13 protein-coding genes are annotated in these 14568 nt (G+C 40.1%); 7 read left to right on the forward strand and 6 right to left on the reverse strand.

Going from position 1 to position 14568, the window contains the following annotated elements; all coding sequences use genetic code 11:
- The first annotated feature begins 43 nt into the window (after window positions 1–43).
- Together pgi and G6Q06_RS01580 are read left to right on the forward strand one after the other, a co-directional pair.
- On the forward strand, window positions 44–1696 hold the full coding sequence (pgi, locus tag G6Q06_RS01575) for a glucose-6-phosphate isomerase (RefSeq protein WP_205435758.1): 1653 nt from the start codon (window positions 44–46) through the stop codon (window positions 1694–1696).
- Window positions 1697–1790: 94 nt separating this feature from the next.
- On the forward strand, window positions 1791–2843 hold the full coding sequence (locus G6Q06_RS01580; RefSeq protein ID WP_163565516.1) for a tetratricopeptide repeat protein: 1053 nt from the start codon (window positions 1791–1793) through the stop codon (window positions 2841–2843).
- 224 nt (window positions 2844–3067) lie between these two features.
- On the opposite strand, the gene G6Q06_RS01585 is transcribed toward G6Q06_RS01580, so the two are convergent.
- Window positions 3068–5386, reverse strand: a complete 2319-nt coding sequence (locus G6Q06_RS01585; protein ID WP_163565517.1) for a TonB-dependent receptor family protein — start codon at window positions 5384–5386, stop codon at window positions 3068–3070.
- A 130-nt stretch (window positions 5387–5516) separates the two neighbouring features.
- On the opposite strand from G6Q06_RS01585, the gene fliW reads away from it, so the two are divergent.
- Together fliW and murG are read left to right on the forward strand one after the other, a co-directional pair.
- The gene (gene fliW, locus G6Q06_RS01590; RefSeq protein ID WP_163533621.1) at window positions 5517–5924 is read left to right on the forward strand and encodes a flagellar assembly protein FliW; all 408 of its coding nucleotides are present in this window, start codon (window positions 5517–5519) and stop codon (window positions 5922–5924) included.
- A 1-nt stretch (window position 5925) separates the two neighbouring features.
- Window positions 5926–7008, forward strand: a complete 1083-nt coding sequence (gene murG / locus G6Q06_RS01595) for an undecaprenyldiphospho-muramoylpentapeptide beta-N-acetylglucosaminyltransferase (RefSeq protein ID WP_163565518.1) — start codon at window positions 5926–5928, stop codon at window positions 7006–7008.
- Here the strand turns inward: murG and G6Q06_RS01600 are convergent.
- A complete protein-coding gene (locus G6Q06_RS01600; RefSeq protein ID WP_034376154.1) occupies window positions 6991–7260 on the reverse strand; it encodes a hypothetical protein in 270 nt (89 codons plus the stop codon). The two genes, murG and G6Q06_RS01600, sit on opposite strands and share 18 nt — an antisense overlap.
- Window positions 7261–7527, reverse strand: a complete 267-nt coding sequence (locus G6Q06_RS01605; RefSeq protein WP_163533618.1) for a TrbC/VirB2 family protein — start codon at window positions 7525–7527, stop codon at window positions 7261–7263. It lies immediately after the preceding gene.
- Between the two features lie 289 nt (window positions 7528–7816).
- On the opposite strand from G6Q06_RS01605, the gene G6Q06_RS01610 reads away from it, so the two are divergent.
- Genes G6Q06_RS01610 through dnaK form a run of 3 tightly spaced genes read left to right on the forward strand, consistent with a single transcriptional unit; the run spans window position 7817 to window position 11004 of the window.
- The gene (locus G6Q06_RS01610; RefSeq protein WP_163534542.1) at window positions 7817–8602 is read left to right on the forward strand and encodes an HrcA family transcriptional regulator; all 786 of its coding nucleotides are present in this window, start codon (window positions 7817–7819) and stop codon (window positions 8600–8602) included.
- Window positions 8599–9117 (forward strand): nucleotide exchange factor GrpE, encoded by a 519-nt coding sequence (grpE, locus tag G6Q06_RS01615; RefSeq protein WP_163533616.1) that lies wholly within the window; start codon window positions 8599–8601, stop codon window positions 9115–9117. The genes G6Q06_RS01610 and grpE overlap by 4 nt, the downstream gene beginning before the upstream one ends.
- Before the next feature lie 21 nt (window positions 9118–9138).
- Window positions 9139–11004: a molecular chaperone DnaK gene (dnaK, locus tag G6Q06_RS01620; RefSeq protein ID WP_163533615.1), complete on the forward strand. Its 1866-nt coding sequence runs from the start codon at window positions 9139–9141 to the stop codon at window positions 11002–11004.
- A 211-nt stretch (window positions 11005–11215) separates the two neighbouring features.
- Here the strand turns inward: dnaK and G6Q06_RS01625 are convergent, their stop codons facing one another.
- From G6Q06_RS01625 to G6Q06_RS01635, 3 genes are all read right to left on the reverse strand, one after another.
- A complete protein-coding gene (locus tag G6Q06_RS01625; protein WP_163565519.1) occupies window positions 11216–11383 on the reverse strand; it encodes a hypothetical protein in 168 nt (55 codons plus the stop codon).
- A 102-nt stretch (window positions 11384–11485) separates the two neighbouring features.
- On the reverse strand, window positions 11486–13444 hold the full coding sequence (locus G6Q06_RS01630; protein ID WP_240329153.1) for an FUSC family protein: 1959 nt from the start codon (window positions 13442–13444) through the stop codon (window positions 11486–11488).
- Window positions 13445–13458: 14 nt separating this feature from the next.
- The gene (locus tag G6Q06_RS01635) at window positions 13459–14556 is read right to left on the reverse strand and encodes an Mrp/NBP35 family ATP-binding protein (protein ID WP_163565520.1); all 1098 of its coding nucleotides are present in this window, start codon (window positions 14554–14556) and stop codon (window positions 13459–13461) included.
- Window positions 14557–14568 lie beyond the last annotated feature (12 nt).

The raw sequence follows: 14568 nt of genomic DNA on the forward strand, positions 1-14568 counted from the left end.
GTTATAATGGGGGAATTTTTGTTTGAAAAATTTAGAGGAGTGTATGAAAACCTTAACACAATTACAGGCCTTTAAGGATTTATTAGAACATTTTAACAGCATTAAAACGATCCATATGAAAGACATGTTTAAAGCAGATCCAAGCCGTGCCACGCGTTATTTTCTTAAAACTGGCTCTATTTATTTAGATTACTCCAAAAACCGCATCAACAACACCACTTTAAAACTTTTAAGAGCTCTAGCTCAAGAATGCGGGCTAAAGCACAAAATAGAGGCGATGTTTTCGGGTGCAAAAATCAACACCACAGAGGAGCGCGCCGTTTTACACACCGCTTTGCGTTATCAAGGAGAGTTACCCATTATAGAAGAGGGGCAAAATGTTCTCCCACAGGTACGCGCGGTGCTTGAACGCATGGAAGCCTTTAGCGACGCGCTGCGTTGCGGGGAGTGGCTTGGCTATACTAATCAGGTCATTACTGATATTGTTAATATTGGCATAGGCGGATCGGATTTAGGGGCTTTAATGGTGTGTAAGGCGCTTAAACACTATGCTAGTCCGCGTTTAAATGTACATTTTGTTTCTAATGTAGATGGTACACAAATACAAGGAGTATTAGATAAGATTTATCCAGAAACCACGCTTTTTATCATCGCCTCTAAGACTTTTTCTACCCAAGAGACTTTAACTAATGCTTTAAGCGCGCGCCAATGGTTTTTAGCCCACGCCTTAGATGAATGCCACATTGCTAAGCATTTTGTGGCTGTTTCTACCAATAAAGAGGCGGTACAAAACTTTGGGATTGATACAGAAAACATGTTTTCTTTTTGGAATTGGGTGGGGGGTCGTTATAGTTTATGGTCAGCTGTTGGGCTTTCTATTATGATTTATCTAGGCAAACAAAATTTTAAAAGTTTATTACAAGGGGCGTATGAAATGGATGAGCATTTTAAAAACGCCCCTTTTGAGCAGAATATGCCGGTTATTTTAGCACTCTTAGGCATTTGGTATATTAATCTTTTTGATGCCGGGAGTCATTTAATAGCCCCCTATGATCAATATTTGCGCTATTTTCCTCGTTTTATCCAACAACTAGACATGGAAAGCAATGGCAAAAGTACTACTTTAGAGGGGCAAGTGGTGGATTATGATACAGGGCCCATTATTTGGGGCGATGTGGGTACTAATGCCCAGCATGCATTTTTCCAATTGCTCCATCAAGGTACGCATATTAGCCCGATTGATTTTATTGTTTCTCTAAGCAAAGAGGGGCATTTACCAGAACACCATGATATTTTAGTGAGTAACATGTTTGCCCAAGCACAGGCTTTTATGGAGGGTAAGGAATATGAAGAGGCTTTTAAAGAGCTCTTAAAAATGGGTTATTCTGAGCAAAAAGCTAGTAAACTTGCCCACCACCGCATTTTTTCGGGTAATCGCCCTAGCAATGTGATTTTATTAGAAACCATTTGTCCTAAGAGTGTGGGGGCTTTAATTGCGCTTTATGAACATAAAATTTTTATACAAGGGGTGATTTGGAATATTAATAGTTTTGATCAATGGGGCGTAGAATTAGGTAAAGAACTCACAAAAGACATTTTAGCAAGATTGCGCCATGAACCCTCTGAAAAGCAACAAGATAGCTCTACAGAACACCTCATTAGTTTGTATGTTAAGTTTAATCAAGATAAAAAGTGAAGGGATCGCGTTATTTTCTTTTGTGTTTTTAAGATAAGCCGATAGCATTTAAAAATGAAGGCTTGGTTTCTGCAAATTCTACAAAGGAGAAAAAATGCTAAAAAGTATGTTATGTGTAGCGTTGGTGGGTGTACTTTGCAGTGTGCAGGCTAAGGGGGAGGGCGATGCGTATTTTTCAATTGCTGAAAAAGCTTATCAAAATAAAGGTTACCAGAAAGCTATAGAGTATTTCAAGAAAGCAGCAAACATGGGAGATGCGGATGCTTATAACAGCTTAGGGGTTATGTATGCTAATGGGAATGGTGTGCAAAAAGATCCACAAAAGGCTTTAGAATATTACAAGAAAGCGGCAAACATGGGAAGTGCGGAGGCTCATTTTAACTTGGGGGTTGTGTACAATGATGGGGATGGTGTGGCAAAAGATTATCAGAAAGCTTTAGAATATTATCAAAAAGCAGCGAGCATGGGAGATATGAATGCTTATAACAGCTTAGGGGTTATGTATGCTAATGGGGAAGGTGTAGTAAAAGATTACCACAAAGCCATAGAGTATTACAAGAAAGCAGCAAGCATGGGAGATGTGAAAGCTTATTTCAACTTGGCGGTTATGTACAATGATGGAGAGGGCGTAGCAAGAGATTACCAGAAAGCCCTAGAGTATTATAAGAAAGCAGCAAGTATGGGAGATACAAAGGCCTATTTTAACTTGGGGGTTATGTATGATAATGGGGAAGGTGTGGCAAAAGATTATCAGAAGGCTTTAGAATATTATCAAAAAGCAGCGAGCATGGGAAATGCGGCCGGCTATAATAACTTGGGGAATTTGTATGAGAATGGGGAGGGTGTAGCAAGAGATTACCACAAAGCTATAGAGTACTACAAAAAAGCAGCAGGCATGGGGAATGCGGCCGGCTATAATAACTTAGGGAGCATGTATTATATTGGTTGGGGTGTAGCAAAAGATTACCAGAAAGCTATAGAGTGTTTTAAAAAAGCAGCAAGTATGGGAAGTGCGAAGGCTTATAATAACTTGGGAAACTTGTATGAGAATGGGGAGGGTGTGCAAAAAGATCCACAAAAGGCTTTAGAATATCATAAGAAAGCCTGCAAGCTAGGATTTAAAGATGCGTGTCATAGAATAAAATAATCAAGGTATGCCAAGTTGTAATGTGCTTTAGGATTTGTTTTGGCTATAAAGCCACCCCTCCAGCTACTCCGCTTTAAAAAAATTTTATTTCTCTTAACAAATCCCACTTATCTTTAGCACGCGAGTGATTCACTCCTCCTAGAAACTAAAAAACCTCTAGTAACATGCGTACTAAAACTTAGTAGCAATAGCGCTCTTTTGCTTATCCCCTCACCATTTTAATTTTAAAATTGATAACTCAAATACACCGTAACTGAGCGCCCAGGACCAGGTTCTCTACCTGCAGGGCCTGTGCCAAGACCCCTGAAATAATACTTCATGTTAAAAATGTTATTGACCTGCAAACTACCCACAATTTGATGCCGCCCACTCTGCCAAAGCGTTTGGCTCACTTGGATATTCCATACCCAATACCAAGGCAATAAGCCCACACTATTACAGCCATACCTCAAACCACCGCTTTTAGCAGGGTTGTCAAACTGAAAACAAACAGTTTCTGATCTAGCCTGATTGAGTACAGAGGAGTATGCCCGGCTATAAAAGTAACTGCTAATCCCAACGGTGGTCTTTTTGTAGGTGTATGTCGCGCCAAAAATGAATTGATTAGGGCTTACATAGGGGAGTCTTTTGCCTTTGATGTTAAAGGATTGGTTAACAATGCCTTTAAAGTCAGCTAACACATCACCCACGCTAGAGGTGATCATCGCATCAATGTAGGTGTAGGCTACATGGAATTGCAACCCTCTAATAGGGGCATAATACAACTCTAGCTCCACGCCCTGACTTCTAGCATTGACTGCATCATTACTATACCCGCCTGCATAGTAGCGTTGCGCAAAGGTAACAAAATAGTCGGCATTAAAGCTAAGTAGATCCTTGTAAGCATAGCGTGAACCCACCTCAACCTCGTTAAAAATTTGGTTGTAATTAATAGAAAAAAGCCCTATGGTGTTAAATTGTGGCGGGATGAAACTTCTGCGGTAGTTAAAATATAATAACCAACCATCAAGGGGTTTATACCCCACATTCAAGGCCGGACTCCATTCATTTTGATATTGCTTAGTGGCATTCCATACAGCAAAATCTCCACTTTCAGGCCTCATTCTTTTGTAATTCAAAAAGGTATAACGCAACCCAGGTGTGAAAATCAGCTTGCCCTTAAAAAATTCCATTTTATCGCTAAGATAGCCAGCCGTGTAATTATTGGCCATTTGTAGGTTTTGGCTTGGCTTGGTTACCAAAGTAAAGGGCGACATGCTACATGTACTATTCTGCCACTCACAATTAGACTGCATGGCCTTAAACCACATATTGCTAGTCATAAAGCGCATACCCACTTTAAAAGTTTGTTTGACAGGTCCTGTATTAACCACCACATTAACATTAGGCTCAATGCCATTGATCACATAGCGCCTGATGTGATTGGCAATAAAAAATCCCTTGTAGTTTTGGTCAGTATAAACCGGTAGATTAGGATTAATGCTAGGTTCGTTGACACTTAGATAGTTAGAATCTATCTGCATATCCCGGCTAAGATCTTGCCCGTAGTAGGTGAGTGTAAAATCCCCGCCTACTTTGGAAGTGTCGCCAAAAAATGTCTGATAGACCGCACCCCAGCGCATAACTCTACCACCTCTATTGGTATTGGGGCGATCATTTTGGAAGCGGTTTTGATTGTAGGCTTGCTCACTTAAAGAGCCCGGTTGGGTTATGAAAAACTTATAGTATTGGTAGTAAGCCGTGATTTTATTGTTGTCATTGATTTGGTAGAGCAAATCTAGCAAATAGTTTTGGATATTGGTTGGGGTATTGTATCTAAAGCCCTGTCCATTAGTCCAGTTAGCCTGAGCTTGCACGCCAATGTATTTATTAATCATGCCTCCACTTCTAACATAGGTGTCATACAAGAGATTATTGCCAAGTGTTTTATCCAAAGGCGTATTTTTACTCGTAGGTCCTGTAATCCCTCCATTACTAGGACGGCCCCAGATAGTCATTCTTTCAGCCGCCTGATTTTCCCATTTGTAGGGAATGGGTTTGGTGATGACATTAATCACGCCCCCAACAGGATTAGGGCCATATTGCACGCTCTCCCCTCCCTTAGTAACACTGACGCGATCAATTGCTTGGAAGGAAACGGGGAAAATTTCCATAGCAATACTTGCATAAGGCGCGGCATAGACCGGAATGCCATTAACCAAAACAAGTCCAGTATTGCTTGTTCCACTCCCTCCAGCTCCAAAACCTCTAACAGAAAATCTAGGTATAGCCCCAACACCTGTGGTGTTTCTAATATGCACCCCGGGCACATTTTGCAAAGCCTCCTCAAAACTTTGGTTAGCTTGCTGGGTGAGTTGTTTGTGTGAGATAACCGTCTGGCTACCTAAATAGTTTTTCACTTCCTCACTGCGCCAGCTTTTAGGGGCTTCTTCATTCACAGCTGCCCCTGTGGTTTGTACTTTTTGCAAGCTATGGGTTTTAATGGCTTGCAAGCTATTTATGGCCAAGCACCCCCCAGCAAAAAAAGACGCAATCTTTTTCATTTCATAACCTTTTATCAAAATTACGAGGGCGGATTATATAAAAACAATTATAAGAATTATATTAAATATTAGGAGTTTTTAAATGGAATAAGTTTTGCTTTGAGAGTCTCATATTTTGTAAAGGAAGTCTATGCTCTACACACTCAAAGCCCCCATTCTAGGATTTGAAAGGATCATGGAGGTTGAACTTACAAAAATTGATGATCTCTTTAGCCGTGTGAGTAGTTTAGATAACACTATTAGCATGGTTTTAGTCAATCCTTATAAACTGCGCGAGTATAGCTTTAGTATCCCTAAATACATTGAATTACTTTTAGAACTCAACGCACAATCACAAGTAGAGGTGTATTGTGTGGTGGTGATTCAAAAGAATTTAGAGGATTCGATGGTTAATTTTCTCGCTCCCTTAATCTTTAATCCTGAAAATGGCTATGGCGCTCAAATTGCCCTTTCTATCATGGACTATCCAGATTTTGGCTTTAGAGACACGCTTAAATCTTTTGTACAAACACAGAATCAATCGCGTTTAAGTTCTTAATATGTTGGCCATTACAGGAGGAGGAACGGGTGGGCATTTATGCATTGCCCGCTCACTAGCCCAAGAGTTGCAAAATAGAGGCGAGGATTTAATTTATATTGGTAGTCTTTCCGGGCAAGATAAGGCATGGTTTGAATCTAGCGATTTATTTAAGCAGTGCTTTTTTTTAGACACCACAGGGGTGGTTGATAAAAAGACCTTTAAAAAAATGCATGCCTTGTATAAACAAATCCGGGGCATAAAAATAGCCAAAAAGATTTTACAAGAACACCAGATCCGGGCTCTCATTAGTGTAGGCGGGTTTAGTGCTGGTCCTGCGAGTTTTGCAAGTATCTTATCTAAAATCCCTCTTTATATCCACGAGCAAAATGCCATTCAAGGCACGCTTAATAAAATCATCGCCCCCTATGCTAGGTGTGTTTTTAGTAGTTTTAAAAATCCTAACCAAGATTCTAAATACATCTATACACCTTATCCTATCCAACAAAGTTTTTTTGAACATGCCCGCATACGCACTAATATCCAAACGGTGCTCTTTTTGGGAGGCTCTCAAGGCGCTAAAGCCATTAATGAATTTGCGCTTTTATGTGCCCGTAAACTACTTAAAAGAGGAATGCATATTATCCACCAATGCGGGACATCAGAATATGAGCGCATCGCCACACTTTATAAAGGTTTAGGGATTTTAAAATCCATTGATCTATTTGCCTTTGATATCCAGCTAGTTAAAAAAATGCAACAAGCAGATATTTGTGTGAGCCGTGCAGGGGCGAGTAGTGTATGGGAACTTTGTGCCAATAATTTGCCTACCCTCTTTGTCCCTTATCCTTTTGCAGCTAAGAATCACCAGTACTACAACGCTTTAGAGTTTGAACAAGAAGGTTTGGCTAGGATTGTCGCACAAAAAGATTTACATCCTAGCCATTTATTTGAATTCATGCGTTCTTTAAAAGCCCCTACAAAAGAGGGGCTTTATATTTCTGAGGTGAGTAGAAAATTATTTAACAAGGTCTCTAATAACGGAACGGCCTTGATTGTGGATCAAATTTTAGATCAATTAAAAGTCTCAGGCGTAAAAGCTTGAAGCTTTTGTTTTAAGTTTGGAGCGGGCAATTAAAATATCAGCAATGTCTTCATCAAAAAACTCTAACACACTAAAGAGCAATAAAAAACCCGCATAAAAAAATAGCGTCGCTAGAGTACCAAGCCATGGCCAGCATATAAAGGGGATAAAAATAGAGACGATCCAAGATTTAGCATTAAGCCAGAGAAATTTTTCTTTAGTAGAAATTTCTTTAAGGTTGGGGACAGAAACCACTAACAAGGGATAATGCATTTAAAAGAGTCCCATAAACCACGAAGCTAGAGCGGGAGCTTTAAAAAAAAGCATAATGCCTAGCACAACGCCTAAAACCGTGAATAAAATATCCCGCCAGCGATCTAAATTGCGCCACACATAAAAGGCAATGCCAATAAAGATCACCATTAAAATACCCTTAGCCGTATTGCTTTGGAGTTGTTCTTCAATGGCTTGAAAAAAACTATCGCTCCCCTCAGCCCTTAAAAAGGCAAAAACCACACAAAAAACCCATAAAAACCGCACAAGACCCCCAAATAATTAGGCTAAAAGCTTGATTCTAACTAATTTTCATTTAACACAAGCTAAGGATTGCATGCAGACTAAAAGGTTATGGCATGTGTTATTTAATACTTGCTACTTATAGAAAGAATTATTCATAAAGTAAGTAATATAAATTGATACAGGCCGTATAAAGTTTACGCTTTAATGGGGATAAAATGACAGAAATTTTAGCAATATTTAAAAAAGAATGCTAATTTTTCCAAAATTTATGCTATACTGCACGCAGTTTTAAAAATTTCAAAGGAGACCCATGGGTTCAAAAAAAGAGTGGCTTTTACAAACCTTTATTAAAACCTATTTAAGTAGCCATGTACCTGTGGGCTCTGAAAGCTTGCGTTTGGTGCTCCAAGATCAAGCCGTGCAGATTTCCTCTGCTACTATCCGCAACTATTTTAAGCGCTTAACTGATGAGGGGGCCCTTAGCCAGAGTCATAGCAGTAGTGGGCGTATCCCCACGCTAGAGGCGCTTAAAGCTTATTGGCGTGCCAAACTCAACCCCCATGTGCCCTTTGAAGTGGATTTAGAAAAACTCCAAATGGCCAGCGAGCATTACAGAATTTTTAGCATGGTTGAGCGCTATCAAAGGGCGGTTTTATTAGCAGTATATGATCACAGCCAGCGCTTTTTAATCCTAGATTTTGGAGACGATCAAGTTTTATTAAGCTATAACAAAAAACTAGAGAGATTTTTAAAAGGTTTGGTGGGCTTAGAATGCCAAGATATTCATAAAATCGCCTCTTCGGTGTGCATGGCTAGCCTAGCTAAGCAAATAGAAATCTATTTTCAAAAGCGGCTTTATTTTGGGCTATGCGTGTTAGCTCAGTCTTTACGCCAGTCGCTATTTTTGCAAATTCTTAAAGGGGAGTTGTTGCGGCATTTAGAGCATGGACTACATTTTGAAAAGGTCTTGCCCTTAGGTTTTTTAGGGGTGCTTAGCCCTGCTAAAGCTCAAGGGGAGGACATTAACATGTTCTGCGTGGGGGAAATTGAACAAGATTTTGAAGGATTTTATGGATCCATTAGGAGAGTGTCATGAATGAAGAGCAAGCAGAGTTACAAGATCAGATGAGTGCTGAGATGGAACAAGTAGAAGCACAAGAGCAAGAGCCCCAGATAGATTATCAGGCCAAATTTAAAGAGGTACAAGACCTCTATCTGCGCACGCATGCAGATTTTGAGAATGTCAAAAAGCGCTTGGAGAAGGATAAAGCGGTGGCACTAGAGTATGCCTATGAAAAGATCGCTAGCGACTTACTCCCTGTGATAGATACCTTGCATGCGGCCTTAGAGAGTGCTAGAAAGGAGGAAAACAAGGCCATTTCTGATGGGCTAGAGCTCACTTTGCAAAAAATGCATGAAGTGCTGAGCAAGCACGGCATTGAGTGTGTGGAGTGTGGTACTGATTTTGATCCACACCTGCACAATGCCATCATGCATGTTCAAGCTGAACACAAAGAGGAGGGGCAGATTGTGGAGGTCTTCCAGAAAGGCTATAAATATAAAGAGCGCTTGTTGCGCCCTGCGATGGTGAGCATCGCAAAAAATAGTTAAATTCAACATAAAGGATACAAAATGGCAAAAGTAATTGGTATTGACTTAGGAACTACAAATTCAGCAATGGCTGTATATGAGGGCAATGAGGCAAAAATCATCGCTAACAAAGAGGGCAAAAACACAACCCCCTCTGTAGTGGCTTTCACAGATAAAGGTGAGATTTTAGTAGGCGAGAGTGCTAAGCGACAAGCCGTAACTAACCCAGAAAAAACCATTTATTCTGTTAAACGCATCATGGGGCTTATGAGCAATGAGGATAAGGCACAAGAGGCTAAAAAGCGCTTACCTTATAAAATCGTGGATCGAAACGGCGCGTGTGCGGTAGAAATTGCGGGTAAAATTTATACACCTCAAGAAATTTCGGCTAAGATTTTGCTTAAACTTAAAGAGGACGCAGAAAGCTATTTAGGCGAGGCGGTAAATGAGGCGGTGATCACCGTGCCGGCTTATTTTAACGATAGCCAAAGAAAGGCCACCAAAGAGGCCGGCACCATTGCTGGTTTGAATGTTTTGCGTATCATTAATGAGCCTACCTCTGCGGCTTTGGCCTATGGTTTGGATAAAAAAGAATCTGAAAAAATCATGGTTTATGATCTTGGCGGGGGAACTTTTGATGTGACCGTGCTTGAAACTGGAGATAATGTTGTAGAAGTGCTAGCCACAGGCGGCGATGCGTTTTTAGGCGGAGATGATTTTGATAACCGCATCATTGATTTTATCGCTAAAGAATTTCAAAGCGAAAATGGCATTGACATTAAAAAAGACATCATGGCCTTACAACGGCTCAAAGAGGCAGCCGAAAATGCCAAAAAAGAATTGAGTTCAGCCCAAGAGAGCGAAATTAATTTGCCCTTTATTACAGCCGATGCCAGCGGACCTAAGCACTTGGTTAAAAAAATTAGCCGGGCTAAATTTGAAAATCTCATTGAAGATCTCATTGAGGAGACTATTTCTAAAATTGATGGGGTGATCAAAGATGCAGGGCTAAGTCGGGGGGATATTGCTGAGGTGGTGATGGTGGGTGGTTCAACGCGCATTCCTAAAGTTCAAGAACGCGTGAAAGAATTTATCCATAAAGATCTTAATAAATCAGTAAACCCTGATGAAGTCGTAGCTGTGGGGGCAAGTATCCAAGCTGGCGTACTTAAGGGTGATGTTAAAGATGTGCTTTTATTGGATGTTACACCGCTTAGCTTAGGCATTGAAACCTTAGGCGGGGTGATGAGTAAGATTATTGAAAAAGGTACAACCATTCCAGCTAAAAAAGCGCAAGTTTTCTCTACAGCAGAGGATAACCAACCGGCGGTATCTATTTTGGTTTTACAAGGTGAGCGCGAATTTGCTAAAGACAACAAATCTTTAGGCAAATTTGATTTAACCGGTATTGCGCCCGCTCCAAGAGGCGTACCCCAAATTGAGGTAACTTTTGATATTGATGCGAATGGAATTTTAACCGTCTCAGCCAAAGATAAAAACACCGGTAAGTCCCAAGAAATTAAAATCACCGGTTCAAGTGGGCTTAGCGATAGTGAAATTGAAAAAATGGTTAAAGATGCGGAGTTACACAAAGAAGAAGATAGCCGCCGTAAAGCTGTAGTAGAGGTTAAAAACCAAGCCGAAAGTTTAGCACACCAAACCAAAAAAAGCCTAGAGGAGCACAAAGCCAAATTAGAGGCTAGCGAGGTAGAAAAAATAGAAAAGGCTTTGGGTGAGTTGGAGGCTAGCCTTAAAGATGAGAATGCAAGCAAGGAGATGATAGAGGCGCGTATGAAAGCCCTTGCTGAGGCCTCACATAAGCTCACTGAGGCGATGATGCAAAAAGATCAAGGCGCGCAATCTTCTAAGAAAAAAGAAGATGATGTGATTGATGCGGAGGTGGAATAAAGATTAATGATAGGGGGGTGTTTTAGGTTGGCTTAGGGCTTAACCCCCACACTTTAATCGGTGCTTAGGGCTCTCAAGTTTTGGCTAAGTTCTAGGGCCTTAGTAGCTGTTGTTTGACATACTCCCCATAGCGTTAAGCTAGAGGATTGAGAGAATCATCAGGGCTTGAGCGCTAAGCGACACATAGCCTCTACTCTTTAGAGTTGAGCCCTTATTCCCTGCGTTTATAGCACAGACCTTTAGTAGTCGTCTTAATCCGTTTAGCTAAGCTTGCGGGCTTTACGGTGCGATTGTATAAAACTTGCAAGAAAATGCGTTTAAACTCTGTAAAATCCCTTACAATCAAAACCAGCCAAGTAAGCTCAAATGTTTTTAGCATTTGGGCACTTTAACGGTGCTACATTACTTGTATATCAGGCTTTACCCTCAAAAAGTTTTATATCCATACAAAGTTTATATTATATTCCCCCATAACATAGCTTTAATATTTAAAGACATACATGATCTCTCTAAAAAGTTTATTTTGGGTAAAGAACATGGTCCTTAAAAGCGCGTCTAATTCGCTATCAATTTTAAGCAAACGGTTACCCTCTTTAGCCTTGAAGTAGTGGGGTTTATTGTTAAGATAGTTTAGCATTTGTAAATAGCGTCCTAGTAAAATTTGGGTGTTATTATCCAGCAAAAGTTGCTTGTCTTTTGAAAGCTTGATATTTAGACAATAATCATAGAGGCGATAGCTACAGGTATCTAAAATATCCACAGCTTTTAATCCTCTGAATAGAGACTTTAAAGTGTTGGGCTCAGAAGTTTCGGTACGGGCGTTTTTCAAACAAAGTCTAAAGGCATCTAGCTGTCTTAAAAAAGTGTTTTGGAGATGTAAAACTTGCGCTGCATCGCTGTATGCCTCTAAAAGACAGCGTAAAGTGGTTACTAAGTGGCGGGTGTGTTGGATAAATTCATCTTTGTCGTATTTAGGCCATATGAATAAAAAAATCACATAAACAATCCCAATACCAATTAGCAGATCCACCACACGAGAAACCACCATGCCCATAAAATCATGGGTAAGGAGTGAGAAGCAAAGAATGAAGGCAAACATCAAAGCTGCTGACCAAGTGGCATAAGAGTAGACTTTTAAATAAATAAAGAAAAAGACACCCACTACTAAAAATCCATAAAAAATAACACTGCCATCAAATAACTCCACCACCAACAAACCAAGTACTAATCCAATACAAGAACCCATTACAAATTCTAATTGGGCTTCCCGGATACTCCCTAAACTGGAGCGAGAAATTAATAAGGTCGCCATAGCAATCCACATGCCATGGTTAAATCCAAAATAGCGGGCAATAAAAACAGCAATACCCATAGCTATAGCGTATTTAGAGGCATATTGGAAAATGGCATTTTTAATATTAAAGGCTTTGAGTACATTTTTAAAAGTGGGTTTGTATTCAGGATTACTAGGGGCTACTTGTTCCTCTCCTCCTAGTAAAAAGATTTCCATTTTATTATAAATAATGGCAATAGAGTGGCGCACCACTTTATCTAGTTGCGGGCTAAGATTGTTGAGTGCTGTTTTTTGTATTTCTATGTGCTGTTTTGTAAAAATCCCGGATAGAGTTTGTAAATTCAAGATGATCTCTTGGCATACAGATTCTAAAGTGCCTAAATAACCACCAATAGAGTGGATAGAGTGATAAATCTCTTCTAAGGCGTGTAATTGGAAAAGGGCGCGTTGGAGATTTTGAATCGTGTGTGGGTTTTTAATGCGGCTTGAGCGCGAGGTTAAAATCACTTTGGTGTTATGAATCTGGCTTAACACTTGTGTTTTGATGTGGGTGTATTCTGTAGGGCTATTGATGTATTGTAACATCAGTTCCATACTAGAGAGCAGAGTAGAAAAACGCTTTTTGACAAAATAGCCGTATTTGGTAACGATAAAGTGTTGTATTACAAGACTTAGACAACCTAAGACAGAAATCATGAGTAAAGTTTGTGTGAGATCAAGAGGGGCATTGGCATCTACATAAAGGCAAGTAACTAGACCATTAGAAAGGGCGGCATTGCACACTTTATATAAATCTAGGCTATAAGCCATAGCCATGCCCACTAAAAAGGTGGTGATTGCAATCGGCACGCATAGCCATGCCCCAAAATGAGCCATAGGATAAAAGATCAAGGCATTAAAACAACTCACTCCAATAAAGACTAGTAGATAATAAATTTCATGTTCTTTATCGCTGATAAGCAAGCTTGAGAAATATAAAAAAACGGCCTGAAAGCCCGCCCAAATTGCAATAGAATAGCCAAAGAAAAAAGTCCCTAAACCGGCGCATACAAAAGTCATGAGGGTAGTTCTGAGGGCATAAACCAAACTAAAATAGCCCGGATCATAAAGATGAACCGCGCGCTTGAGGCGGTTAAAAATTTCCATCGTTTTAGTTGATCTTAGTGTATGGTGGGTTGGATACTCTTATTATCCGCCAGATTCTCTACTTTAACTTTGTGGAGAAACTCTAAGAGCTTGTTTGCAGCCTGTATATAAGCTTGGCTGATAGCAGAATTAGGGTTAAGAATGCTAATAGGCGTGCCTTTATCCCCCCCTTCTCTAACCTGCAACTCAATAGGGATTTGTGCTAATACTTGGGTTTTATATTGTTTGGATAGAGATTGCAAAGTATCCTTACCAAAAATATTGCTCTCATGGGCGCAGTGTGGGCAGATAAAACCGCTCATGTTTTCTACAATGCCAGCAATAGGGATATTTAAGCGCATAAACATATCCAAACTCCGGCTTGCATCATCTAAACTCACGGTTTGGGGTGTTGTTACGGTAATTCCAGCGCTAATGGGTACAGCTTGGGCTAAAGTGAGCTGTGCATCTCCTGTACCCGGTGGCATATCTACTACCAAAACATCTAATTCACCCCAAATAATATCTGTCAACATCTGTTCAATGGCACGCATTAGCATAGGACCGCGCCAAATCAAACTTTGCCCCTCTTCATATAAAAGCCCCATACTCATTACCCGTATACCATAAGCTTCTAAAGGGATTAATTTTTTACCACTTGGATCGGTAGTAGGATTAGTCGTCATTAAGCCTAACATTCTGGGCACATTAGGGCCATAAACATCAGCGTCTAATAAACCTACTTTTTTATCTTGTTGTGCAAGTGCAATAGCCAAATTAACACTTGTGGTACTCTTGCCCACGCCCCCTTTTCCTGAACTAATCATCACCACATGTTTAATATTGGGGGCTAGATTTTTAGTTGTTTGTTCTTGCTGGCTTTGTTTTTCCCTTTTGGGGGGAGTTTTAATATCAATCTGGCAAGTCAAGTCTAATTCTTGCATCTTTGCCATAATATCTGTTCTTAGAGCCTGTGCAACCTCTGCAGAACTAGAGGGAATATCTAGTAAAAGGGCGACTTTTTTCTCATGAAGTGTGATGTTTTTCACAAACCCAAAGCTAACAATGTCTTTTTCAAAATTGGGATAAATCACCGTCTTTAACACATTTAAAACCGTATCCTGCGTAACCATTTCTATCCTTAA

This window comes from Helicobacter suis (genome assembly GCF_902196135.1).
GTDB lineage: Bacteria > Campylobacterota > Campylobacteria > Campylobacterales > Helicobacteraceae > Helicobacter > Helicobacter suis_A.

Bases quoted from the DNA above. Each gene is read 5' to 3' on its own strand.
- G6Q06_RS01585 (WP_163565517.1), bottom strand. From the start codon at position 5,386: ATGAAAAAGATTGCGTCTTTTTTTGCTGGGGGGTGCTTGGCCATAAAT.
- fliW (WP_163533621.1), top strand. From the start codon at position 5,517: ATGCTCTACACACTCAAAGCCCCCATTCTAGGATTTGAAAGGATCATG.
- pgi (WP_205435758.1), top strand. From the start codon at position 44: ATGAAAACCTTAACACAATTACAGGCCTTTAAGGATTTATTAGAACAT.
- G6Q06_RS01630 (WP_240329153.1), bottom strand. From the start codon at position 13,444: ATGGAAATTTTTAACCGCCTCAAGCGCGCGGTTCATCTTTATGATCCG.
- G6Q06_RS01625 (WP_163565519.1), bottom strand. From the start codon at position 11,383: ATGCTAAAAACATTTGAGCTTACTTGGCTGGTTTTGATTGTAAGGGAT.
- dnaK (WP_163533615.1), top strand. From the start codon at position 9,139: ATGGCAAAAGTAATTGGTATTGACTTAGGAACTACAAATTCAGCAATG.
- G6Q06_RS01580 (WP_163565516.1), top strand. From the start codon at position 1,791: ATGCTAAAAAGTATGTTATGTGTAGCGTTGGTGGGTGTACTTTGCAGT.
- G6Q06_RS01635 (WP_163565520.1), bottom strand. From the start codon at position 14,556: ATGGTTACGCAGGATACGGTTTTAAATGTGTTAAAGACGGTGATTTAT.
- murG (WP_163565518.1), top strand. From the start codon at position 5,926: ATGTTGGCCATTACAGGAGGAGGAACGGGTGGGCATTTATGCATTGCC.
- G6Q06_RS01600 (WP_034376154.1), bottom strand. From the start codon at position 7,260: ATGCATTATCCCTTGTTAGTGGTTTCTGTCCCCAACCTTAAAGAAATT.
- grpE (WP_163533616.1), top strand. From the start codon at position 8,599: ATGAATGAAGAGCAAGCAGAGTTACAAGATCAGATGAGTGCTGAGATG.
- G6Q06_RS01610 (WP_163534542.1), top strand. From the start codon at position 7,817: ATGGGTTCAAAAAAAGAGTGGCTTTTACAAACCTTTATTAAAACCTAT.